A 21,570-nucleotide genomic window follows, 5' to 3' on the forward strand; every position below is an offset into this window, starting at 1 on the left:
TCGATTGTGTGTTCAGGCCGATCAGGCGGCGTTTTCTTCGCCTTCGGTCTTCTTGTCGCGGGCGAGTTCTTTGCCGGTGGCCTGGTCGACGACCTTCATCGACAAGCGGACCTTGCCGCGCTCGTCGAAGCCCATCAGCTTGACCCAGACCTTGTCGCCTTCCTTGACCACGTCCGAGGTCTTGGCGACCCGGTCGTTGGCAAGCTGCGAGATGTGGACGAGGCCGTCACGCGGACCGAAGAAGTTGACGAAAGCGCCGAAGTCGGCGGTCTTGACGACCGTGCCTTCATAGATTTCGCCGACTTCCGGCTCGGCGACGATGGTGTGGATCCACTTCTTCGCCGCCTCGATCTCCTTGGCGTTGGACGAAGCGATCTTGACCGTGCCGTCGTCCTCGATGTTGATCTTGGCGCCGGTCTTCTCGACGATCTCGCGGATGACCTTGCCGCCCGATCCGATAACGTCGCGGATCTTGTCGGTCGGAATGTGCATCACTTCGATGCGCGGCGCGAACTCACCGAGTTCCGCACGCGCGCCGGTCAGAGCATGCGCCATCTCGCCGAGGATATGCTGGCGGCCATCCTTGGCCTGGTCCAGCGCGATCTTCATGATCTCCTCGGTGATGCCCTCGATCTTGATATCCATCTGCAGCGAGGTGATGCCGTTGGCGGTGCCGGCGACCTTGAAGTCCATATCGCCGAGGTGATCTTCGTCACCCAGGATGTCGGACAGAACCGCGAAGCGCTCGCCTTCCTTGATCAGGCCCATGGCGATACCAGCGACGGGCTTGGCCAGCGGCACGCCGGCATCCATCAGCGCCAGCGAGGTGCCGCAGACAGTCGCCATCGACGACGAGCCGTTGGACTCGGTGATCTCCGAGACGACGCGCAGCGTGTAGGGGAACTGGTCGGCACTCGGCAGCATCGGGCGAATGGCGCGCCAGGCGAGCTTGCCATGGCCGATTTCGCGGCGGCCCGGCGAACCCATGCGGCCGGTCTCACCGACGGAGTAGGGAGGGAAGTTGTAGTGAAGGAGGAACTTCTCCTTGTACATGCCGGTCAGCGAATCGACATACTGCTCGTCCTCGCCGGTGCCGAGCGTGGCAACGACCAGCGCCTGGGTCTCGCCGCGGGTGAACAGCGCCGAACCATGGGTGCGCGGCAGGACGCCGACTTCCGAGACGATCTTGCGGACCGTGCTCAGGTCGCGACCATCGATGCGCGAGCCGGTGTCGAGGATGTTCCAGCGCACGACCTTGGCCTGGAGTTCCTTGAACACGGCACCGATCTGCTCGGAGGTGTACTTGGCGTCTTCGCCTTCAGCCGGGGCAAACGCGGCCTTGACCTTCGCCTTGACGGCGTCGACGGCGGCGTAGCGCTTCTGCTTGTCGACGTTCTTGTAGGCAGTGCTGAGCTCGTCGCCGACGATCTTCAGCATCTCGGCTTCAAGGGCGGAATAGTCCGGCGCGGTGAAATCGCGCGGCTCCTTGGCGGCAACTTCGGCCAGCCTGATGATGGCGTCGATGACCGGCTGGAAGCCCTTGTGGCCGAACATGACGGCGCCGAGCATCAACTCTTCGCCGAGTTCCTTGGCTTCGGATTCAACCATGAGCACGGCGTCGGTGGTGCCGGCGACGATCAGGTCGAGCTTCGATTCCTGCATCTCATCGACATGCGGGTTGAGCACGTATTCGCCGTTGATGTAACCGACGCGGGCGCCGCCGATCGGGCCCATGAAGGGCACGCCCGAGAGCGTCAGGGCAGCCGATGTGGCAACGATCGACAGGATGTCGGGATCGTTCTCGAGATCGTGCTGGACGACGGTGACGACGATCTGGGTGTCGTTCTTGTAGCCTGAGGCGAAGAGCGGGCGGATCGGGCGGTCGATGAGGCGGGAAACCAGCGTTTCCTTCTCGCTCGGACGGCCTTCACGCTTGAAATAGCCACCCGGGATCTTGCCGGCGGCGTAGGTCTTTTCCTGGTAGTTGACGGTCAGCGGGAAGAAATCGAGGCCGGGCTTCGGCTCCTTCATCGAAACGACGGTGGCGAGAACCTTGGTCTCGCCATAGGTGGCGAGCACCGCGCCGTCAGCCTGGCGGGCGATCTTGCCGGTTTCGAGGATGAGCGGACGACCGCCCCATTCGATTTCCACTTTGTGGTGATTGAACATATCTTGTCCTTAATATGAGGAAAGGGCCGCGCCGTTTCACGGTGCGGGATGCCCTTTCCCTTGGCTTCCTTTCTCGGGCAGCCACGGGCAAGACAACGGGAGGCTCGGGTAATTTCGGCGCGGGCGAGCGCGCACGAGCGTCCTGCAATCCTGCCCCATGACCGTCCATGGGCGGTTTCGAGTGCCCTCTGCACGATCGAAACCGGGTCTGGCCAGTCGATGCGACTGGCAGAATGCGCGACCGGCGGACTCTCCGAAGAAAGCCCGCCGGTCAATTCGTCAACGGCGCAGACCGAGCTTCTCGATCAGCGTCTGATAGCGCGCGTCGTCCTTGCGCTTGAGATAATCAAGCAGGCTGCGGCGCTGGGAGACGAGAGCGAGCAGACCACGGCGGGAATGGTTATCCTTCTTGTGGTCCTTGAAATGGTCGGTCAGGTTCTTGATGCGCTCGGAAAGGATGGCCACCTGGACTTCCGGAGACCCGGTATCGCCCTTGGCGGTTGCGAATTCACCCATCAATTCCTGTTTGCGCTCGGCAGTAATCGACATCGTGTTTTTCCTTATCTGTTTGAGGAAACGGGTCGCCCTCAGCCGGGATGTCGTCCAGCAGGGGCCGGTGCAGGCAAAGCGTCTTAGCGCTATGCTGCGGCGCATATAGTGCAATTCCCCGGAAAACACCAGCCCAATTCACAAGCCGGCTTTTCAGGCTAAAATGGCCGGTTCTATCCTTGTCAGAGCCATTTCTTCCATTTGAAGAAGGCAATCAGCCCGAACGCGACAAGCGCCATGAACAGAAGCGACAAGGGATAGCCGTAATAGGCCTTCAGTTCCGGCATGTTCCAGGGCGAAGTCCCTGGATCGAAATTCATGCCCCAGATGCCGACCAGGAAGGTCAGCGGCATGAAGATGACCGAGACGATGGTGAGATAGCTGATGACGTCGTTGGTGCGCGCCTGGCTCAGTGACAGATGCATCTCGATCAGGCCGGTCAGCATGTCGCGCTGGGTTTCGACCAGTTCGATCAGCCTGAGCGAATGGTCGAGCGTATCGTTGAGGAAGATCTTGGTCTCGGCCTTCACATAGGGCACGTCATTGCGGATCAACGTCGCCAGCGCGTCGCGCATCGGCCACAGCACCCCTTTCAGCACATTGGCATCGCGCCGCAATTCATGCAGCTGCCGCATTTGATGCTTGTGCGGCGAATGCAGCATCTCGTCCTCGATGCTGTCGACCATCTCACCGGCCGACTCGATCGGCGGGAAATAACTGTCGACGACGGCGTCGATCAGCGCATAGGCGAGGTAGTCGGCACCGCGCGCGCGCAACCGGTTGGGCGCCGAACTTTCGATGCGCTTGCGCACGGGATTGAAGGGATCGCCTTCACGTTCCTGGAAGGTGACGACGAAGTTGCTGCCGAAGAAGACGGCGATCTGCTCATAGCGGTGCGACGTGACATCGTCGATCATCCTGACGACGACAAAGGCATGGTCCTCGAAGAAGTCGACCTTGGGCCGCTGGCCAGTGTTGACGACGTCCTCCAGTGCCAGCGGATGCAGGCTGAAAATGCGGCCGATCTCCTCGATCAGCGGAATGTTGGCGAGGCCGGTACAGTCGAGCCAGATGACCGGCCATTTGTCGCAATGGGTGTTGAGGTCGTCGATGCTGGCATTTTCGATGGTCTTGAATTTTTCTGGCGAGATCAGCGTCAGCCTGAGTTCGCTACGCCGCGCCGACGGGTCGGCGATCAGCGTGCCCGGCGATGCACCGACCGGCGGCCGCCGCGTCTTCACCGGCGCCCGCTTCTTGATCGCCTCAGCCTTTGCCATGGAGCCCCTCTAACGCTATGTCCCGCAGACATTAGATGAGTGCGCTCAGCCGGCAAAGACCCGCTTGGGCTTGAACATGCCTTGCTCGATCGCTCCGATGGCGACCAGCTTGCCGCGTGCCGTGGCGCAGGCTTCCTCGGCTTCCACCGGTGCGTCGCGGCCACGAATGATGACCGGATTGCCAAGGCGGATCTTGGTCGCCGCATCGTCGCTGATGGCGATTTGCGGCAGGCAGTCGAGGGCAGCCGATGTATCGACCAGAAGCGCATCGATGGCGTCGAAGTCGATTGGCGCTTCCACCGCGTCAGCGACTTCTATCGTGTCGGCGGCTTCTATCGCGTCGGCGACATCCGTCGCCTCCGAGCTGTCTTCATCCCGCACGCCGAAACGGGCGGCTTCCAGCTCGGCGATGGTGACGAAATCCTCTGGCGTGAACGGCTCGACCTCGACCCGGCGCAATTCGGAAATATGGCCGAAGCAGCCGAGGTCGCGGCCCATGTCGCGGGCCAGCGAGCGCACGTAAGTGCCCTTGCCGCATTCGACCTCGAAAACCGTATGGTCGGCGTTGTGCCCGACAATATCGAGCCGGCCGATCTCGACCTCGCGTGGTGGAATATCGACTGTCGCCCCATCGCGGGCCAGATCGTAGGCGCGCTCACCCGCGATCTTGATGGCCGAGAATTGCGGCGGCGTCTGCATGATGACGCCGGTGTATTTCGGCAAAAGGGCAAGCACCTCGGCTTCAGACGGACGCAGGCCGGACTCCTTCGTCACCGGACCCTCGAGGTCATCGGTGGAGCGCTCCTGCCCCCAGGCAACATTGAAGCGATAGATCTTGGCGCCGTCCTGCACGTAAGGCACGGTCTTGGTGGCCTCGCCAAGCGCGATCGGCAGCATGCCGGACGCCAGCGGATCGAGCGTACCGGCATGGCCGGCCTTTTCCGCCTGGAACAGCCATTTGATCTTGGAGACGGCTTCAGTCGAACCCATGCCGACCGGCTTGTCCAGGATCAGCCAGCCCGAGATCGGCCGGCCTTTCTTCTTGCCGCGACGCGCCACTATTCGGTGTCCTTGTTGTCGTCTTTGTCCTGGTCTTCAGGACCCAGATCGCGCGCCACCTCGGGCGACTTCAACAGGTCGTTGATCCTGGCGAAATTATCGAAGGAGGTGTCGAGCTTGAAGCGGAACTCCGGCATGAACTTCATCTGCCGCAATGCGCCGGAGACGCGGCCACGGACGAACTTCGCATGCTTGTTCAGAGCCTCGACCACCGCATCTGTGTCCTTGGCGCCGAGCGGCGAGACGAAAGCAGTGGCGACCTTCAGGTCGGGCGACATGCGCACTTCCGAGACCGACACCACGGTGTTCTCGATCAACGGATCGATGATCTCGCCCCGCTGCAGGGTTTCGGACAGCGCATGGCGGACCTGTTCGGCGACGCGCAGCATGCGCTGGGATGGGCTGGATGCGGTTGGACGGGGCATTTTTCTCAATCCTGAAAGCGTGAAGCGCGGGATGGGACCGCGCCTCATGTCTCATCTGGGCCATTCTCAATAGACCTCGGGCGGCGGCCCTTCGACCACCGCCCGTATGGAAAAGTCACTCGAACTCAGAGCGTCCGGGTCACCATCTCGACGCGGAAGCACTCGATGACGTCGCCAACGCGCATGTCCTCGTAGTTCTGGAAGGCCATGCCGCATTCCTGGCCGCCGGGGACTTCCGAAACTTCGTCCTTGAAGCGCTTCAGGGTCTTCAGCGTGCCTTCGTGGATGACGACGTTGTCGCGGATCAGGCGCACGCCCGCACCACGCTCGACCTTGCCTTCGGTGACACGGCAGCCGGCGATCTTGCCGACTTTGGTGATGTCGAAGATTTCGAGGATCTGCGCATTGCCGATGAAGGTCTCGCGACGCTCCGGCGACAGCAGGCCCGACAAAGCCGCCTTAACGTCATCGACGAGGTTGTAGATGATCGAGTAGTAGCGGATCTCGATGCCCGCTGCCACAGCTGCCGCACGCGCCTGGACGTTGGCGCGGACATTGAAGCCGATGATCGCGGCACCGGAAGTCTCCGCCAGAGAGACGTCGCTTTCGGTGATGGCGCCAGCGCCGGCATGGACGATGCGCGCACGCACTTCGTCGGTGCCGAGCTTGTCCAGCGCCGCGTTGATCGCCTCGATCGAACCCTGCACGTCGCCCTTGATGACCAGTGGGAATTCCTTCAGCCCGCTCGTCTGCAATTGCGACATCATCTGCTCGAGCGAACCGCGCTGGCCGGCATGCTTGGCAACCGCCTTCTCGCGCGCCAGACGCTGGCGATACTCGGTGATTTCGCGGGCGCGGGCCTCGTTGTTGACCACGGCGAAGCGGTCGCCGGCCTGCGGTGTACCCTGCAGACCAAGCACCTCCACCGGCATCGCCGGCGGCGCTTCCTTGATCTGCACGCCACGATCGGTGACCAGCGCACGTACCCGGCCCCATTCGTTGCCGGCAACAAGGATGTCACCCGGCATCAGCGTGCCGGTCTGCACCAGCACGGTGGCAACGGGGCCACGACCCTTGTCGAGCTGGGCTTCGATGACGACGCCCTCGGCGGTACGATCCGGATTGGCCTTCAGGTCGAGAATTTCGGCCTGCAGCAGGATCGCCTCGAGCAGCTTGTCGAGATTGGTGCCCTTGGTCGCCGACACTTCGACGTCCAGAACTTCACCACCCATCGATTCGACGAAGACCTCATGGCGCAACAGTTCGGAGCGCACTTTCTGCGGATCGGCATCATGCTTGTCGATCTTGTTGATCGCCACGATGATCGGAACGCCGGCCGCCTTGGCATGGCTGATCGATTCGATCGTCTGCGGCATGACGCTGTCGTCGGCCGCAACCACCAGGATGGCAATGTCGGTCGCCTGGGCGCCACGAGCACGCATTGCCGTGAAGGCGGCGTGGCCGGGCGTGTCGATGAAGGTGATCTTGTGACCGTTCTTCTCGACCTGATAGGCGCCGATATGCTGGGTGATGCCGCCGGCTTCGCCGGAGACGACGTTGGCGTTGCGGATGGCATCGAGCAGCGAGGTCTTGCCGTGATCGACGTGACCCATGATCGTCACGACGGGCGGACGCGACACAAGGTCCTCGGCATTGTCGGCGATGTTGAACAGGCCTTCCTCGATGTCGGACTCGGCGACGCGGCGAACCGTATGGCCGAATTCGGTAGCAACCAGTTCGGCCGTGTCAGCGTCGATGACGTCGCCCGGCTTCAGGATCTGGCCTTGCTTCATGAAGAACTTGACCAGGTCGACCGCACGCTCGGACATGCGTTGCGCCAATTCCTGGATGGTAATCGTCTCTGGCAGGATCACTTCGCGCATGACTTTCTCGCGCGGCTCATTGTGCATCGCGCGCTTGAATTTTTCCTGGCGGCGACGCATCGACGACAGCGAACGGGCTCGCGCATCCTCATCGGACAATGCTGAATTCAGGGTCAGCTTGCCGCGGCGGCGGTCCTCTTCGCTCTTGGTCGGCTTGGCCGGACGCGCCACTTCAGGCGTAACCGGACGGCGCACCGGCACACCGGCACCAGTCCGCTTCGGCTTGACCTGTTCTTCGTCGTCGACCGTCGCCAGTTCAGCGGTCAGCGGCGCGCGGCGGCGCGCCTCTTCCTCGGCCCGACGGCGAGACTCGGCCTCGGTCTGCAACCGCGCCTCTTCCTCGGCCTGGCGGCGCGCCGATTCATCGCGTTCGCGCTTGCGGCGCTCTTCGTCCTCGGCGCGGCGCTTGGCCTCCTCGGCGGCGCGCTGACGGTCCTCGACCTCGCGAACCTTCGAACCCTCGAGCGCCCTGCGGCGTGCTTCCATTTCACTGCGCGACAGTTCGTTCAGCACCATGCCGCTGCGCTCGACCGGGGCCGGTGGCGGGGGTGGCGGCGCCTTCGGCGCTTCCTGCACGACGACGGGTGCGGCCACGACCGCCGGCTTCGGTGTGAAGACGGGGGCGGCAACCGGCTCCGGCTTGTCGCCAGGCATCGAGAACTTGCGCTTCTTGGTTTCGACGACGACCTGCTTGGTGCGGCCGTGCGAGAAGTTCTGGCGCACAGTGCCCTGTTCCATACCGGGGCGCTTCAGCGTCAAGGTCTTCTTCGGCGTCACACTCAGCGTATTGTCGTCACCCGATTTCGTATCGCTCATTCCATATCCTCTGCGGCATCATCTTCGTCAGCAACAGCCGCAAGCATTGCCAGATCGTCCGGGGAACCGCCCCGATACCGGTCGAGCGCAACCATGCGCTTCTGGACCGCCCTGCCCGCGTCTCCCGCGAGAACGGCAGCATGTATCACATTTGTACCCCCCAATGCCAAGCTCAACTCGGCCTCGGAGAAAAGTTTGTAGGCAAGGATAACAGGGCCGCCGAGATGGACTGTCGCCCGTCGTGCCTGACTGATCTTGCGTACACCGTCGTCGGACGCCTCGGTCGCGTGGAGCACGAAAAGCGCCAATCCGCCACGCACAGCGCTCTCGACTTTGGTGGCGCCCAGCGCAATCGCGCCTGCCTTGCGGGCAAGACCGAGCATGCCCAGAGCGTGTCTGGAAAGCAGCCCGTCGACCATGCCGCCAAGATCGGGCGGCACGACCACCTGTGCCTTGAAGGCGCGAGCGAAAAGGTTCTTCGCCGCAGCCTTGTCGATATGTAGGCGGTCGGCACTCACCCAGCAACCGCGGCCAGGCAAATTTCTCTTGATATCGGGAACGACGGCCGAATCCGGGCCGACGACGAACCGGATCAGATCATCCGGTTCGGCCTGCCTGCGGGTGACGATGCAGGTGCGATCGTTCATCTCGTCCAAGGGCGGGTTCGGTGCGATGCGGTTTCACCTCACGCACCAACGGCTTCGTCAGCCGATTCTTCTTCGGCTGCAAGCTCGTCTTCGGTGATCCATCCAGCCTTGAGGCGGGCGGCCAGAACCATTTGCTCGGCATCGGCGCGTGTCACGCCATGATTGGCCAGCACGCCCGGATAGACCTTGGTCTCGCCGTCTTTGCGTTCCTTCCAGCCGGTCAGGTCGTCGGCGGCATAGCCGGCAAAGTCCTCGATCGTCTTCACGCCGTCCTCGCCGAGCGTCACCATCATGGCGGTGGTGATGCCGGGGATTTCGCGCAATTCGTCCGAGACGCCGAGCGCCTTGCGCTTGTCGTCGTGTTCGGCTTCGATCTTCTCCAGATATTCGCGGGCGCGGGTCTGGATCTCCGAAGCGGTGTCCTCGTCGAAGCCATCGATCGAGGCGATTTCGCCGGAATCGACATAGGCGACTTCCTCGACGCTGGTGAATCCTTCGGAGGCGAGCACCTGGCCGACCATCTCGTCGACGTCGAGGGCTTCCATGAACAGCGACGAACGCTCCACGAATTCCTTCTGGCGACGCTCGGATTCCTCGGCCTCGGTCAGGATGTCGATATCCCAGCCGGTCAGCTGCGAAGCAAGCCGCACGTTCTGGCCGCGACGGCCGATGGCCAGCGACAGCTGGTCGTCGGGAACCACGACTTCGATGCGCTCGGCGTCCTCGTCGAGCACGACCTTGGCGACTTCCGCCGGCTGCAGCGCGTTGACGATGAAGGACGCCGCCGATGGCGACCACGGAATGATGTCGATCTTCTCGCCTTGCAACTCGCCGACGACGGCCTGGACGCGGCTGCCGCGCATACCGACGCAGGCGCCGACCGGATCGATCGAGCTATCGCGCGAGATGACCGCGATCTTGGCGCGCGAGCCGGGGTCGCGGGCGACCGACTTGATCTCGATGATGCCGTCATAGATTTCCGGCACTTCCATGGTGAACAGCTTGGCCATGAACTGCGGATGGGTACGCGACAGGAATATCTGCGGGCCGCGCTGCTCGCGGCGCACGTCATAGACATAAGCGCGGACGCGGTCGCCGTATTTGTAGTTTTCGCGCGGGATCAGTTCGTCGCGACGGATGATTGCCTCGCCACGGCCGAGATCGACGATGACGTTGCCGTATTCGACGCGCTTAACCGTGCCGTTGACGATCTCGCCGATGCGGTCCTTGTACTCGTCGTACTGGCGATCGCGCTCGGCCTCGCGGACCTTCTGCACGATGACCTGCTTGGCCGACTGGGCGGCGATGCGGCCGAAATCCATCGGCGGCAGCTGTTCGGCGATGAAGTCGCCGAGCTGGGCATCGGGATTGCGCTCGCGGGCCGAGGAAATGGCGATCTGCGTGGCGTAGTCGTCGACCTTCTCGACCACTTCCATCAGCCGCTGCAGCTTCATCTCGCCGGTGTTCGGGTTGATGTCGGCGCGGATGTTGGTCTCCTGACCGTAACGCGAACGTGCCGCCTTCTGGATCGCGTCGGCCATGGCGGCGATGACAATCGACTTGTCGATCGACTTTTCGCGCGCGACCGCGTCGGCGATCTGCAGCAGTTCAAGTCTGTTGGCGCTTACAACCATCGTTTTTCTCCCGAGCCTGTTTGCCGGACCTTCGCGCCCAGCAGCTCAATCATAGTTCCTGTTCGTGTTCTTCCGTGGCGTCCGCTTCCGTACCCGACTCATCGTCGTCCGGTTCGCCGCGACGTTTCTTGGCTTCCTTGCGCGCCCTGTTGTCCTTCGACAGGGCATCCCGAATGAGATCGTCGGTCAGGATCAGGCGCGTTTCGGAAATCGCATCATAGGGGACACGCACCGTGGGCTCCTCGCCATAGGCAGCCTTTTCGCGCTCGATCAACACATCGTCTTCGCCGGCCTCGACGATCTTGCCCTTGAACCGCTTGCGGTCGGCGACGACGATCGATGTCTCCATCTTGACCAGATGACCCGTCCAAGTCGCGAAATCCGATTTGCGGACGAGCGGCCGGTCGATGCCGGGCGACGAGACCTCCAGATGATAGGCCTTTTCGATCGGATCGTCGACGTCGAGCGCCGGCGACACCGCCCGGCTGACCTCTTCGCAATCCTCGACGGTCATGGTGCCGTCCTCGCGCTCGGCCATGATCTGCAGCGTCAGCCCATTCTGGCCCGACAGATGCACCCGCACGAGGCGGAAGCCGATGCCGCGCAGAACCGGCTGGACGATCAGCGCGATGCGCGCATCGATGCCGCTTTCGCGGATGATGCGATCGTCGCCCTCGCTTGCCGTTGCAGTCATTGATATCCTGTCGCTCTATCCGAAGTTATCGGCAGGAAATAAAAAAGAGCGGGACCGGGTGGACCCACTCTTCGTCATACCGACCAAGAATTTGAGGCTGATATAGACGATCGCGGCCGGTCTTTCAAGCCCGCCGTGCGGGCCGCACAAAACCCATTGCGGCGCCAGTGTTGCGCCAGACGCGTGGCCTCCCTGCGGCGAAACCCCTGTGAGCCTTGCCGCTGCATTTCCATTTATAGCACATCGCACAAGGAATGCACGACACAGCACAGAGAGGCATGACATGACCAGCCGCAAGATCTTTTCCGCCATTGGCGAGCTCTTCACGACATTTGGCAGCGCGGTCGCCGCCTCGCGCGCGGTGCAAATGGGCCGCAAGCCGCGTGCTGACGACCTGCGCAAGCTCGGAATGGATCCGGCTGTCTTCAACAGGATCGGTCGTTTCTAGATTTGGCGAGTGGACTCGCCTTTGCGGCGGCCGGAGGCTGGTGCGTCCGTGAGCGCGCCTATGTTCTGACAAAAGTGAGATAGGCCGGCCGCCGGCCCTCACGAATGGCCTTCGCTTCGTAGCGAGTGCCCGGCCAGCCATCATAGGGCCGGTGCCAGTCCGCCGCCTCCGAAGCCTGCCAGGCGAACGCACCATGCGCACGGCAATGCAGCAACGTCCAGTTGACATATGTGTAGATATCGGACGCAAAGCGGAACTTCGAGCCCGGCTTCAGCACGCGCGCGAACCGATCGAGATTGACCGGGCTGACGAAGCGCCGCTTCCAGTGTTTCTTCTTCGGCCAGGGATCGGGATAGAGCAGGTCGATCCCGTCGAGCGAGGCTTGCGGCAACCAGTCCAGCAACCGGGTGGCATCGTCGTCATAAACCCGCAGATTGGCGAGCGGTTTCTCCCGCACCGCCATCATCAACTTGGCCATGCCGTTGACGAACGGCTCGACGCCGATAAAGCCGATCGAGGGCGCCTCGGCCGCGCGATGGAGAAGATGTTCGCCACCGCCGAATCCGATCTCGAGGCGAACCGCCGAAACATCGGCTTTGAACAGAGCTTGCAGATCGGCCGGCGGTCCATCCGTCAGATCGAGTCGGTATTTCCCGAAACCGCTCTCCAGAGCGGCCGCCTGCTGCGGACGCATGGTCTTGCCGCGCCGGCGACCGAAAAAGGCTTCGGTCGCGCGGCTTGGTCTGTCCTTCGGGTCCATGGCGGGACTTTGCGGCGTCGCTATCAGGCGGCGACAGCGTCCTTGAGCGCCTTGGCGAGATCGGTCTTTTCCCAGGAGAAAGACCCGTCACGGCCGGCCTTGCGGCCGAAATGGCCGTAGGACGACGTCTTGGCGTAGATCGGCTTGTTGAGATCGAGATGGCGGCGGATGCCGGACGGCGACAGATCCATCACGCTGCGCAGCGCCTCCTCCAGCTTTGCCTCGTCGACCTTGCCGGTGCCGTGCAGGTCGACATAGACCGACAGCGGCTGGGCGACGCCGATGGCGTAGGAAAGCTGGATGGTGCAGCGGTCGGCGAGTTTCGCCGCCACGACGTTCTTGGCCAGATAGCGCGCCGCATAGGCCGCCGAACGATCGACCTTGGTGGTGTCCTTGCCGGAGAAAGCGCCGCCGCCATGGGGAGCGGCACCGCCATAGGTGTCGACGATGATCTTGCGGCCGGTCAGGCCGGCGTCACCGTCCGGCCCGCCGATGACGAACTTGCCGGTCGGGTTGATGTACCACATGCAGTCGTCGGAGATCTTCAGCTCGCCCAATGCCTCGCGGATATAGGGTTCGACGACCTTGCGGACCTTCTTCGAGTCCCAGCTCGCATCGAGGTGCTGCGTGGACAGCACGATCTGCGTCGCCTCGGCGGCCTTGCCGTCGACGTAGCGGACGGTGACCTGGCTCTTGGCGTCCGGCCCGAGCTTGCCGGCTTCACCGCTGCCTTCGTGACGGGCAGCGGCCAGCAGTTCCAGGATCTTGTGGCTGTAATAGATCGGAGCCGGCATCAGATCCGGCGTCTCGCGGCAAGCGTAGCCGAACATGATGCCCTGATCGCCGGCGCCTTCTTCGCCCTGACGGTCGGAGGCATTGTCGACACCCTGGCCGATGTCCGGCGATTGGCCGTGCAGCAGGACCTCGATCTTCGCAGTCTTCCAGTGGAAGCCGGCCTGCTCATAGCCGATTTCGCGGATCGCCTTGCGGGCGATCGACTTGAACTTGGCCGGATTGACGACGGGATGGCCGGCGGCATCCGTGAGGATGTTGCCTGCCTTGTCCTTTTTCAGCAGTGTCTCCGGGACGCGCACCTCGCCGGCGATGACGACGCGGTTGGTTGTCGCAAGTGTCTCGCAGGCGACTCGGACTTTCCATGGGTCCATGCCGGTCTTCTTGGCTTCGCGATAGACCAGATCGACAATCTCGTCGGAAATCCGGTCACAGACTTTGTCGGGATGGCCCTCGGCAACGGATTCCGAGGTAAAGAAGTAGTTCTGCCGCGTCACGGGTGTCCCCTCTTGAAAAACGATCGGCAGGCTGCCGACTTTGGCGCGCCACGTGTTAGCGGGGCGATGCGCCGCTCGTCAAGCGATGCTTCGGTTCTGGCATGAATGTCGCTGCAGTTATCTTGTGCCACCGGCGGCAGGGCGCCGCCGGTCCAAGCGTGATTGCGGATCAGTCGGCATCGTCGGTGGAGAGAGACTTGACCAGATCTATGATCCTGCGGCGGACCTTGGCGTCGGCGATCTTGACAAAGGCCCGGTTGAGTTGGAGGCCTTCGGGACTGCCGCAGAATTCGACGGCGAAGGCCATCGACGCATCCTCGGCAAATCCCCGGCCTGCCACGGCCTCCTGGCCGGGCGCATCCTCGAAAAAGAAGGCGACAGGCACGCCGAGGATGGACGCGATCGCCTGCAGACGGCTGGCGCCGACGCGGTTGGTGCCCTTTTCATACTTCTGAATTTGTTGAAATGTGATGCCGAGATTTTCTCCCAGCTTTTCCTGGCTCATTCCCAACATATTGCGGCGAAGCCGAATGCGACTGCCAACATGGATGTCGATCGGATTCGGTTTCTTCTTGTTATCTTCTATCATTTTTTCCTCGCCGAATTTTTTCGGCTTCTCTATTTTTTCCTGCCCAAATGAAGCCGGAGGCAACTGCCCCAACAGAACGATCAACCGACTTCGAGAAATATCAGGCGCTTACAGTATGAGTTTCTAATGTGTGGGCTGTCAATTCACCCGTAGCCTCTGCCTTACGCTCAAAAGTGCGGCCGCAATGGCAAACAGCAACATGATCAGCATTCCGTTAATGCGTCGTTGGCCAGGAGAGATGACCGCCTGTTCGGAAATCGGCACATGGGCGTCGATGGCGCCGCGGGCATCGATCGCCAGCGCATCGACGATGCGCCCGCGCGGATCGACGACGGCCGAGATGCCGTTGTTGGCTGCACGCAACAATGGCAATCCATTCTCCACCGCACGGATCTGGGCCTGCCTGAAATGCTGATACGGACCCGGCGTGTCGCCGAACCACGCATCATTGGTGACGTTCACAATAAGCTGTGCTGACGTAGCGTCAACTGCCACGAGATCGGGAAAGATCACCTCATAGCAGATAAATGGCAGTGCACGGATGCCATCAGGCAACGCAATGGCGTGCCGCTCGTTGCCGGCCGCAAAACTCATCGGCCCGGCAACGAGTTGCTCGATACCGAAATGATCGAGCAGATCGGAGAAAGGCAGATATTCGCCGAACGGCACAAGGTGAACCTTGTCGACGGCATCAGTGATTTCACCTTTGTCGTCGATCGCCACCACGGAGTTGTAGTAGCGGCTGTCGGCACTTGCGGCCGAACCGCCCTCCTCGCGGACGACGCCGGCCATCAGCATCTGGCCGGGTGCCAGCATGTCGCCCAGCGCCGTCAATGCGTCCGGACGCTCCGTGAAGAGGAACGGAACCGAGGTTTCGGGCCACAGGATCAGTTGCGGCTTGCCGTGACCCGGATCGGGTGCCTTGGCCGATAGTCCCATCAAGGTTGCGAAGATGCGGTCGCGCACCGAGGCGTCCCATTTTTCCGAGAGGTCTACGGCCGGCTGGACGATGCGGACGTCCAGGCTGTGAACCGCAGGTTTTTCGGGAGCGGCAAGCCTGACATAGCCGTAGCCGACATGGGCAGCGGCAAGCGCGACAAACAATCCGGCGCCGAGGCGCAGATGCCGGCGCGCTGCCAGCAGCGCCGGCAGAGCGAAGACGAACACCGCGAGCGCGTTCATGCCGATCATGCCGGTGACCGAGACGCTTTGCATCAACAGCGGCACGGGCATGGCCGCGTAGCCGATGGCATTCCAGGGAAAACCGGTGAACAGGAAGTCGCGCAGCCATTCCGCCAGCCCGAAGCCGAAGGCAAGGGCGGCGATGCGTCCGATGTCGCTGCTCCACAACAGCCGCGCAACCATGGCCGCAAAGCCGTAGAAAAAGGCGAGTGCGAAGGGAATGCCGACCACCGCGAAGGGAAGCGCCCAGGCAAAGTTGTCGGCCTCGACCAGCAGAGCCGAGCCGATCCACCACAGGCCGGCAAGGAAATAGCCGAAGCCGAACCACCAGCCGACGGCGAAGGCCGGCCGCAGGCGCCGCACCAGGCTGCCGGAAGCATCACCGGTTACGCCGTCGAGCAGCCAGACCAGCACGGGAAAAGAGATGAAACAGGCGGCGAAGAAATCGTAAGGCGCCTGGCCAAGCACCGCCAGCGCGCCAGCGAGAAACGCCACGAGCGCGCGCCCCCAACCCCAAAGCAGAATTATCCGGCCGGCAAGGCGCACCATGCATACTTCCGAGTCGCGCGAATCAATAGCCAAGATTTAACAGGCCACGGTCCGCGGGCCAAACGGCAGGAGATCGCCAGAGGTGGACCGAGCCTAGCGGTGCCAGCCTTCGATGCGCAGGCCGCCCAGCCGTTCGGCCTCTTCACGAGAAACAGAGCACAGGGTTTGCGTGAAGGTCCAGACATGGCCCTCGGGATCGCGTGCCCGATACTGGCGTTCGCCATAGAACTGATCCGCCGGCTCCTGGACGATCTCGGCACCCCTGGCCCTGGCATGCTCCCAATGGGCATCCAGGCCGTCCTTCAGCCTGACATAGACCGACTGCGTGTTCTTGCCGGCGACTGAGGCCGGGCTGGCGACGTGATCGGTCCATTCGGAATCGACGATGATGTAGCTGTCGCCAAACCGCATCTCGGAATGGACGAGCTTTGCCTCGGCATCGCTGATAACCATGCTGCGCTCGAAGCCGAAAGCCGCCTCCAGCCAGTCCAGCGCGGCTCGAGGATCCTTGTAGAACACGCCGGAGCCCAGGCTTGCGTGCTTGAACGGGTCGTCGACGGTCATCGGGCGAGCGAAACGCTCACGCCTGTTCGGCACGGGCCGTGGCGCGCCGGCGGCGCTCGCCCTTCTGGCTCTGCACGATGCGCACGCGCTTGACGCGGCGCGGATCGGCATCCAGCACATGGAATTCGAAGCCGGGAATGGCTTGAACCACCTCGCCGCGCGCCGGTACGCGACCGAGCGTGTTGAATATCATGCCGCCAATGGTGTCGACGTAGTCGCCATGTTCGCCAGCGGCGAAATCCTCGCCGATCATCTTGGCGACATCGTCGATCTCGGCCTTGCCGTCGACAATGAACACGCCGTCGCCGCTCCGGGTAATCATCGGCTCATCGTCATCATGCTCGTCCTCGATATCGCCGACCACCATCTCGACGATGTCTTCCAGCGAGGCGAGGCCATCGGTGCCGCCATATTCGTCGATGACCAGCGCCATCTGCGTGCGCGTCGTCTGCATGCGGGCCATCAGGTCGGAGGCAAGCATCGACGGCGGCACGAACAGCACCGGACGGATCAGACTGAGGTCGCCAATGGTGCGCGCGAGGTCGACCTGGGCGAGGTCAAGAACCGTCGCGGCAGGAGTTTTCCTTGTCGTGCGGCCTTTTTTGACGCGCGCGATCTTGGTGATGTGAGCCAGCACGTCACGGATATGCACCATCCCGCGGGGATCGTCGAGCGTCTCGGAATAGACCGGCATGCGCGAATGGCCGGACTGCTCGAAGGTGCCAAGCAGATCGCCGAGCGTCGTCGTGATCTCGACCGCCTGAATGTCGGAGCGCGGCACCATGACGTCCTCGACGCGCACCTCGCGCAAGCGCAGGATGTTGTTGAGCATGGCGCGTTCGCCGGGCGAGAAGGCCCCGGCGTCGCTCGTCGTCTCGGCAAGGGCGCCGGCAATTTCCTCGCGCAGGCTGGTTCCGTTGCGTTGCCGGAACAAACGCAGCACGCGGTCGAACAGGGAGGGGCCGGCAGGCGAGGTTTCGCTGGCAGCGCTGCCGGTGCTGGCAGCACCAGAGGTAATGGTACTGGGACTTGATCCCTCTTCCGACGTATCGGAAGCCTTAGTCGCACTGCCGGCGTCGGGGCGGGCGGCAGTCTCTGGTTTGTCGTTCATCGTCGTCCGGTCAATTGATCAGATGTAGTTACGCGTAGGGATCGGGAATGGCAAGTCTCGCGAGCGCTGCGCGTTCAACGGCCTCCATCGCCTCGGCATCCGCATCGGTCTCGTGATCGTAGCCCAGCAAATGCAGCAGGCCGTGGATGACGAGATGAGTGATATGGTTCTCAACCGGCTTGTCTTCCAGTGCCGCTTCACGCGCGACCGTCTCTGCGGCGAGCACGATGTCGCCCAGCATCGGCGGCAAAGGAGCGCCTTTCACAAGCGGAAAAGCCGGGAAAGACAAGACGTTGGTCGCTTTGTCCTTGCCGCGCCAGCCGGCGTTCAGGGTTCGAATATGCGTGTCGTCGGAAAAAACGAGGCTGAGTTCGGAATGGCCAGCCCCGCCGGTCTCGGCAAAGGCAGCCGCGACAGCGCGATCGACCAGCCGCTTCAGGCTTGCCTCATCCGGCCATTCGCCCGCTTCGACTGAGATATCGATGTCGACGGGAACATTCCCGTCGCCGGATATTATGTCCTCAGGCATGAAGCCGCATCGTCAAAATCAATTTTCGGCACCGAGGCCGCGCGCCAATTTGGCATCCCGGTCATAGGCCCTGACGATTTCCGCCACCAGCGGATGGCGGACCACGTCGCCGTCGTTGAAGCGCACGGTGACCGCGCCTGCCACGCCGTCCAGCACCCGCAAGGCTTCGACGAGGCCCGATTTGGTGTTGGAGGGAAGGTCGATCTGGGTCGGATCGCCGGTGACAATCATGCGCGAATTCTCGCCGAGACGTGTCAGGAACATCTTCATCTGCATCGGCGTGGTGTTCTGCGCCTCGTCGAGGATGACGGCCGCGTGAGCCAGCGTGCGGCCGCGCATGAAGGCGAGCGGCGCGATCTCGATGACTTCGGCGGCAATGGCGCGCTCGACCTTGTCGGCCGGCATCATGTCGTAAAGCGCATCATAGAGCGGCCGCAGATAGGGATCGACCTTTTCCTTCATGTCGCCCGGCAGGAAGCCGAGCCGCTCGCCGGCCTCGACGGCCGGCCGCGACAGAATGATGCGCTCGACCATGCCGCGCTCAAGCAGCATCGCCGCATGCGCTACCGCCAAATAGGTCTTGCCGGTGCCGGCCGGGCCGATGCCGAACACCAGTTCCGACCGCTCCAGCGCCCGCATATAGGCGTCCTGGTTGAGCGATCTGGCATAGATCGTCTTCTTGCGGGTGGCGATCTGGGCGGCGGAGACCTTGCCCTTGCGCTCCAGCGTCGGTAGCGTCAGCTGATCGTCCGCGGCGATTGCCATTCGGACGGCGCCATCGACGTCGGACTGGCCGATATCGACGCCTTTCTGGAGAATGCCGTAGAGATTGTCCAGGGCGCGGCGCGCCTGCTCTGCGGCTGACGCCGAGCCCTTGATGGTCAGCTGGTTGCCGCGGGATCGGATGTCGACGCCGAGCTTCTGCTCGAGCCTGGCGAGATTTTCGTCGAACTGACCGTAAAGGGCGCTGGCAAGCTTGTTGTTGTCGAAAGTCAGAACGATATGCGCCATATCAGAAGCCCCGGATGCCGTGGCCTGGGGTAGATTCTTAACTTCCGCAGCGCTCAACCGTCTCTCCTCATCTGCCGAGACCCTCAGGCCAATTCGGCGAACAGGCTGTTGTAGCCCGTCTTCGTGATTCGCACTTGGATAATGTCACCGATTTCGCCGGCCTTTTCATCAACAATAACCGGCTGCAGCCACGGTGAGCGGCCGACCTTCTGGCCGGCCTGTCGGCCGGGCTTCTCGATCAGCGTGTCGATGATGCTGCCGACCAGGCTTGTGCCGAAGTCCTGCTGCTGTTTCAGAAGCAGAGCTTGTAGCCGCTGCAGGCGCTCATCCTTGACCGTCTCCGGAACATGATCGGGCATTTCAGCGCCCGGCGTGCCGGGACGCGGCGAATATTTGAACGAGAAGGCCGAGGCGTAATTCACCTGCCGCACCAGTTCCATGGTCGCCTCGAAATCCGCTTCGGTCTCACCGGGGAAGCCGACAATGAAATCGCCGGAAAGCGCGATGTCGGGCCGGGCAGTGCGGATGCGGTCGAGCAGCGCCAGATAATCCTTGGCCGTGTGCCGGCGGTTCATCGCCTTGAGGATGCGATCGGAACCTGATTGCACCGGCAGATGCAGATAAGGCATCAATGCCGGCAGATCGCGGTGAGCGGCGATGAGTTCGTCGTCCATGTCACGTGGGTGACTGGTGGTGTAGCGCAGCCGCGCCAGGCCCGGGATTTCGGCCAGCCTGAACAGCAGGCGGCCAAGGCCCCATTCCTCGCCGTTTTCGCCCCGGCCATGCCAGGCATTGACGTTCTGGCCAAGCAGCGTCACCTCGCGCACGCCGGCTTCCGCCAGGCGCTCGGCCTCCGCGACGATCTGCGCCACCGGACGCGAGACTTCCGAGCCTCTGGTGTAGGGCACGACGCAAAAGGTGCAGAATTTGTCGCAGCCTTCCTGCACGGTGAGGAAGGCGGTGACGCCGCGCTTGATGACCTCGGCGCGCTTCGGCTGCGGCAGATGCTCGAATTTGTCCTCGATGGCGTAGTCGGTCTCGACGATCTTTTCGCCGCCGCGCACCCGCGCCAGCACGTCAGGCAGCCGGTGATAGGTCTGCGGGCCGATGACCAGATCGACGGCCGGCGAGCGGCGAATGATCTCGGCGCCTTCAGCCTGCGCCACGCAGCCGGCGACGCCGACCAGCATCTCGCGGCCGGCCAAGGCACGTTCGGCCTTCATATCGCGGATGCGGCCGAGCTCGGAATAGACCTTTTCCGCCGCTTTTTCCCTGATATGGCAGGTGTTGAGCAGCACCAGATCGGCCTCGCCGATGGCATCGGTCGTGGAATAGCCGTCGGCGGCCAGCGCATCGGTCATGCGCTGTGAATCATAGACGTTCATCTGGCAGCCATAGGTCTTGACGAAGACCTTCCTGGCGGTTGCCGCAGGCGCGGCCATCGCTTGGGCCGCGGCGTCGATGTCGTCGCGCTCTATCGTGTTCAAGTCCATAAGGCGGCTTCTAACGCCTTTCCGTGACAAAAAACAGACGATTCTCGGCATGCGCCTGCAGTTTGCTTGCCCGGGGCTAGCGGCTCGGGCGCGGATCGGCAAGCGCTGCCTGCATCATCTCGCGCACCCGGCTTTCCATCAATTTCGACGTTTCCTTGCGGTTCGAACCCTTGGAAAAGGCGATCGCCTCGCCGAAATGCACCTCGACGTCGAGGGCGCCCTCTGCCAGTAGCACCTTGAGATGCGGCATTAGGTCTTCATCACCGATCCAGGCGGCAAGCGGGCGGTGGCGGCGACCGAGCGGCACGCCATGCAGGCGCGTATAGGCGATAGCCACCGGCTGGATGTAGACCTGCTCCGTCGCGCCTTCCGAAATCGCCATAGAGGCGGCGCCAAACAGCGTGCTCTTGAACGGCAGGACGATGTTGCCGTCGCCAGTCGAGCCCTCGGCAAACAGCACCATGGCATCGCCCTTGCCCATGCGGCTGGCGATCTCGCTGGCCTGGTCGCCGGAGGACCGCTTGCGCTCGCGCTCGATGAACACGGTGCGTTGCAGTTTCGACAGCATGCCGATCAGCGGCCAGCCTTCCATATCAGCTCTCGCGATGAACTTCACGTCGGCCATGGAGCCGAGCACCATGATGTCGGTCCACGAGATGTGATTGGATGCCACCAGCAAAGGACGCTTGGTCGATAGCGTTCCCTTGACGTGGATACGCATGCCGACCGCCCTGATGATCAGCTTGTGCCATATCTTGAGGATGAAGGTTTCCGGCCACCAGCCGGTCTTCATCGACAGGATCTGTAACGGCACGAGGACCAATGAACCGGCGACAACGAGGCCCAGCGCCAGGAAAATCCTGATTTTCTTGATCATCGCCCTACCCTGGCC

The 21,570-nt window shown here is 62.6% G+C and carries 20 protein-coding genes; 1 reads left to right on the top strand and 19 read right to left on the bottom strand.

Annotated features, from left to right (window positions below; translation table 11 throughout):
• Positions 1–21 precede the first annotated feature (21 nt).
• The 9 genes from pnp to rimP form a co-directional block, all read right to left on the bottom strand.
• On the bottom strand, positions 22–2,169 hold the full coding sequence (gene pnp, locus NKH57_RS05810; protein ID WP_352942502.1) for a polyribonucleotide nucleotidyltransferase: 2,148 nt from the start codon (positions 2,167–2,169) through the stop codon (positions 22–24).
• A gap of 279 nt (positions 2,170–2,448) precedes the next feature.
• Positions 2,449–2,823, bottom strand: coding sequence for a 30S ribosomal protein S15 (gene rpsO / locus NKH57_RS05815; protein WP_274533684.1), 375 nt, complete (start codon positions 2,821–2,823; stop codon positions 2,449–2,451).
• 77 nt (positions 2,824–2,900) lie between these two features.
• The gene (gene corA, locus NKH57_RS05820) at positions 2,901–3,995 is read right to left on the bottom strand and encodes a magnesium/cobalt transporter CorA (protein ID WP_352942505.1); all 1,095 of its coding nucleotides are present in this window, start codon (positions 3,993–3,995) and stop codon (positions 2,901–2,903) included.
• Positions 3,996–4,040: 45 nt separating this feature from the next.
• On the bottom strand, positions 4,041–5,054 hold the full coding sequence (gene truB, locus NKH57_RS05825; RefSeq protein WP_352942508.1) for a tRNA pseudouridine(55) synthase TruB: 1,014 nt from the start codon (positions 5,052–5,054) through the stop codon (positions 4,041–4,043).
• Positions 5,054–5,479 carry a 30S ribosome-binding factor RbfA gene (gene rbfA / locus NKH57_RS05830; RefSeq protein WP_352601443.1) on the bottom strand — a complete coding sequence of 142 codons (426 nt, stop codon included), beginning with the start codon at positions 5,477–5,479 and terminating at the stop codon, positions 5,054–5,056. Before rbfA ends, truB begins: the two co-directional genes overlap by 1 nt.
• Before the next feature lie 125 nt (positions 5,480–5,604).
• A complete protein-coding gene (gene infB / locus NKH57_RS05835) occupies positions 5,605–8,178 on the bottom strand; it encodes a translation initiation factor IF-2 (protein WP_352942511.1) in 2,574 nt (857 codons plus the stop codon).
• Positions 8,175–8,825: an RNA-binding protein gene (locus tag NKH57_RS05840; RefSeq protein WP_352601447.1), complete on the bottom strand. Its 651-nt coding sequence runs from the start codon at positions 8,823–8,825 to the stop codon at positions 8,175–8,177. Before NKH57_RS05840 ends, infB begins: the two co-directional genes overlap by 4 nt.
• Positions 8,826–8,863: 38 nt before the next feature.
• A complete protein-coding gene (nusA, locus tag NKH57_RS05845) occupies positions 8,864–10,459 on the bottom strand; it encodes a transcription termination factor NusA (protein WP_023758117.1) in 1,596 nt (531 codons plus the stop codon).
• A gap of 49 nt (positions 10,460–10,508) precedes the next feature.
• Complete coding sequence (gene rimP / locus NKH57_RS05850; protein WP_023758118.1) at positions 10,509–11,153, bottom strand: ribosome maturation factor RimP; 645 nt, start codon at positions 11,151–11,153, stop codon at positions 10,509–10,511.
• Positions 11,154–11,436: 283 nt separating this feature from the next.
• Here rimP and NKH57_RS05855 point away from each other — a divergent pair, with 283 nt between their 5' ends.
• Positions 11,437–11,601: a hypothetical protein gene (locus NKH57_RS05855; RefSeq protein ID WP_023758119.1), complete on the top strand. Its 165-nt coding sequence runs from the start codon at positions 11,437–11,439 to the stop codon at positions 11,599–11,601.
• Between the two features lie 58 nt (positions 11,602–11,659).
• On the opposite strand, the gene trmB is transcribed toward NKH57_RS05855, so the two are convergent.
• From trmB to olsA, 10 genes are all read right to left on the bottom strand, one after another.
• Positions 11,660–12,361: a tRNA (guanine(46)-N(7))-methyltransferase TrmB gene (gene trmB, locus NKH57_RS05860; protein ID WP_352942515.1), complete on the bottom strand. Its 702-nt coding sequence runs from the start codon at positions 12,359–12,361 to the stop codon at positions 11,660–11,662.
• A 23-nt stretch (positions 12,362–12,384) separates the two neighbouring features.
• Positions 12,385–13,650 (bottom strand): methionine adenosyltransferase, encoded by a 1,266-nt coding sequence (metK, locus tag NKH57_RS05865; RefSeq protein WP_352942518.1) that lies wholly within the window; start codon positions 13,648–13,650, stop codon positions 12,385–12,387.
• A gap of 169 nt (positions 13,651–13,819) precedes the next feature.
• Positions 13,820–14,239, bottom strand: coding sequence for a helix-turn-helix domain-containing protein (locus tag NKH57_RS05870; RefSeq protein ID WP_023758122.1), 420 nt, complete (start codon positions 14,237–14,239; stop codon positions 13,820–13,822).
• 138 nt (positions 14,240–14,377) lie between these two features.
• Positions 14,378–15,970 carry an apolipoprotein N-acyltransferase gene (gene lnt, locus NKH57_RS05875; RefSeq protein WP_352942520.1) on the bottom strand — a complete coding sequence of 531 codons (1,593 nt, stop codon included), beginning with the start codon at positions 15,968–15,970 and terminating at the stop codon, positions 14,378–14,380.
• A 93-nt stretch (positions 15,971–16,063) separates the two neighbouring features.
• Positions 16,064–16,534 (bottom strand): VOC family protein, encoded by a 471-nt coding sequence (locus NKH57_RS05880; RefSeq protein WP_352942522.1) that lies wholly within the window; start codon positions 16,532–16,534, stop codon positions 16,064–16,066.
• Between the two features lie 16 nt (positions 16,535–16,550).
• The gene (locus NKH57_RS05885; RefSeq protein WP_023758125.1) at positions 16,551–17,645 is read right to left on the bottom strand and encodes a hemolysin family protein; all 1,095 of its coding nucleotides are present in this window, start codon (positions 17,643–17,645) and stop codon (positions 16,551–16,553) included.
• Positions 17,646–17,673: 28 nt separating this feature from the next.
• Positions 17,674–18,174 (bottom strand): rRNA maturation RNase YbeY, encoded by a 501-nt coding sequence (ybeY, locus tag NKH57_RS05890; RefSeq protein WP_352942526.1) that lies wholly within the window; start codon positions 18,172–18,174, stop codon positions 17,674–17,676.
• Positions 18,175–18,192: 18 nt separating this feature from the next.
• Positions 18,193–19,185, bottom strand: a complete 993-nt coding sequence (locus tag NKH57_RS05895) for a PhoH family protein (protein ID WP_023758127.1) — start codon at positions 19,183–19,185, stop codon at positions 18,193–18,195.
• 83 nt (positions 19,186–19,268) lie between these two features.
• Positions 19,269–20,678, bottom strand: a complete 1,410-nt coding sequence (gene miaB / locus NKH57_RS05900) for a tRNA (N6-isopentenyl adenosine(37)-C2)-methylthiotransferase MiaB (protein WP_352942529.1) — start codon at positions 20,676–20,678, stop codon at positions 19,269–19,271.
• A gap of 76 nt (positions 20,679–20,754) precedes the next feature.
• The gene (gene olsA, locus NKH57_RS05905) at positions 20,755–21,555 is read right to left on the bottom strand and encodes a lyso-ornithine lipid O-acyltransferase (RefSeq protein ID WP_352942531.1); all 801 of its coding nucleotides are present in this window, start codon (positions 21,553–21,555) and stop codon (positions 20,755–20,757) included.
• Between the last annotated feature and the right edge of the window lie 15 nt (positions 21,556–21,570).

Origin of the sequence: Mesorhizobium sp. M1050, assembly GCF_040318715.1 — a bacterium.
GTDB lineage: Bacteria > Pseudomonadota > Alphaproteobacteria > Rhizobiales > Rhizobiaceae > Mesorhizobium.

What these genes read in the sequence shown, in the direction of transcription:
- NKH57_RS05870 (WP_023758122.1), bottom strand. Translation starts at nt 14,239, where the DNA reads ATGATAGAAGATAACAAGAAGAAACCGAATCCGATCGACATCCATGTT.
- ybeY (WP_352942526.1), bottom strand. Translation starts at nt 18,174, where the DNA reads ATGCCTGAGGACATAATATCCGGCGACGGGAATGTTCCCGTCGACATC.
- rbfA (WP_352601443.1), bottom strand. Translation starts at nt 5,479, where the DNA reads ATGCCCCGTCCAACCGCATCCAGCCCATCCCAGCGCATGCTGCGCGTC.
- NKH57_RS05880 (WP_352942522.1), bottom strand. Translation starts at nt 16,534, where the DNA reads ATGACCGTCGACGACCCGTTCAAGCACGCAAGCCTGGGCTCCGGCGTG.
- NKH57_RS05855 (WP_023758119.1), top strand. Translation starts at nt 11,437, where the DNA reads ATGACCAGCCGCAAGATCTTTTCCGCCATTGGCGAGCTCTTCACGACA.
- olsA (WP_352942531.1), bottom strand. Translation starts at nt 21,555, where the DNA reads ATGATCAAGAAAATCAGGATTTTCCTGGCGCTGGGCCTCGTTGTCGCC.
- rpsO (WP_274533684.1), bottom strand. Translation starts at nt 2,823, where the DNA reads ATGCGCCGCAGCATAGCGCTAAGACGCTTTGCCTGCACCGGCCCCTGC.
- NKH57_RS05840 (WP_352601447.1), bottom strand. Translation starts at nt 8,825, where the DNA reads ATGAACGATCGCACCTGCATCGTCACCCGCAGGCAGGCCGAACCGGAT.
- rimP (WP_023758118.1), bottom strand. Translation starts at nt 11,153, where the DNA reads ATGACTGCAACGGCAAGCGAGGGCGACGATCGCATCATCCGCGAAAGC.
- NKH57_RS05885 (WP_023758125.1), bottom strand. Translation starts at nt 17,645, where the DNA reads ATGAACGACAAACCAGAGACTGCCGCCCGCCCCGACGCCGGCAGTGCG.
- nusA (WP_023758117.1), bottom strand. Translation starts at nt 10,459, where the DNA reads ATGGTTGTAAGCGCCAACAGACTTGAACTGCTGCAGATCGCCGACGCG.
- corA (WP_352942505.1), bottom strand. Translation starts at nt 3,995, where the DNA reads ATGGCAAAGGCTGAGGCGATCAAGAAGCGGGCGCCGGTGAAGACGCGG.
- NKH57_RS05895 (WP_023758127.1), bottom strand. Translation starts at nt 19,185, where the DNA reads ATGGCGCATATCGTTCTGACTTTCGACAACAACAAGCTTGCCAGCGCC.
- infB (WP_352942511.1), bottom strand. Translation starts at nt 8,178, where the DNA reads ATGAGCGATACGAAATCGGGTGACGACAATACGCTGAGTGTGACGCCG.
- pnp (WP_352942502.1), bottom strand. Translation starts at nt 2,169, where the DNA reads ATGTTCAATCACCACAAAGTGGAAATCGAATGGGGCGGTCGTCCGCTC.
- trmB (WP_352942515.1), bottom strand. Translation starts at nt 12,361, where the DNA reads ATGGACCCGAAGGACAGACCAAGCCGCGCGACCGAAGCCTTTTTCGGT.
- lnt (WP_352942520.1), bottom strand. Translation starts at nt 15,970, where the DNA reads ATGGTGCGCCTTGCCGGCCGGATAATTCTGCTTTGGGGTTGGGGGCGC.
- miaB (WP_352942529.1), bottom strand. Translation starts at nt 20,678, where the DNA reads ATGGACTTGAACACGATAGAGCGCGACGACATCGACGCCGCGGCCCAA.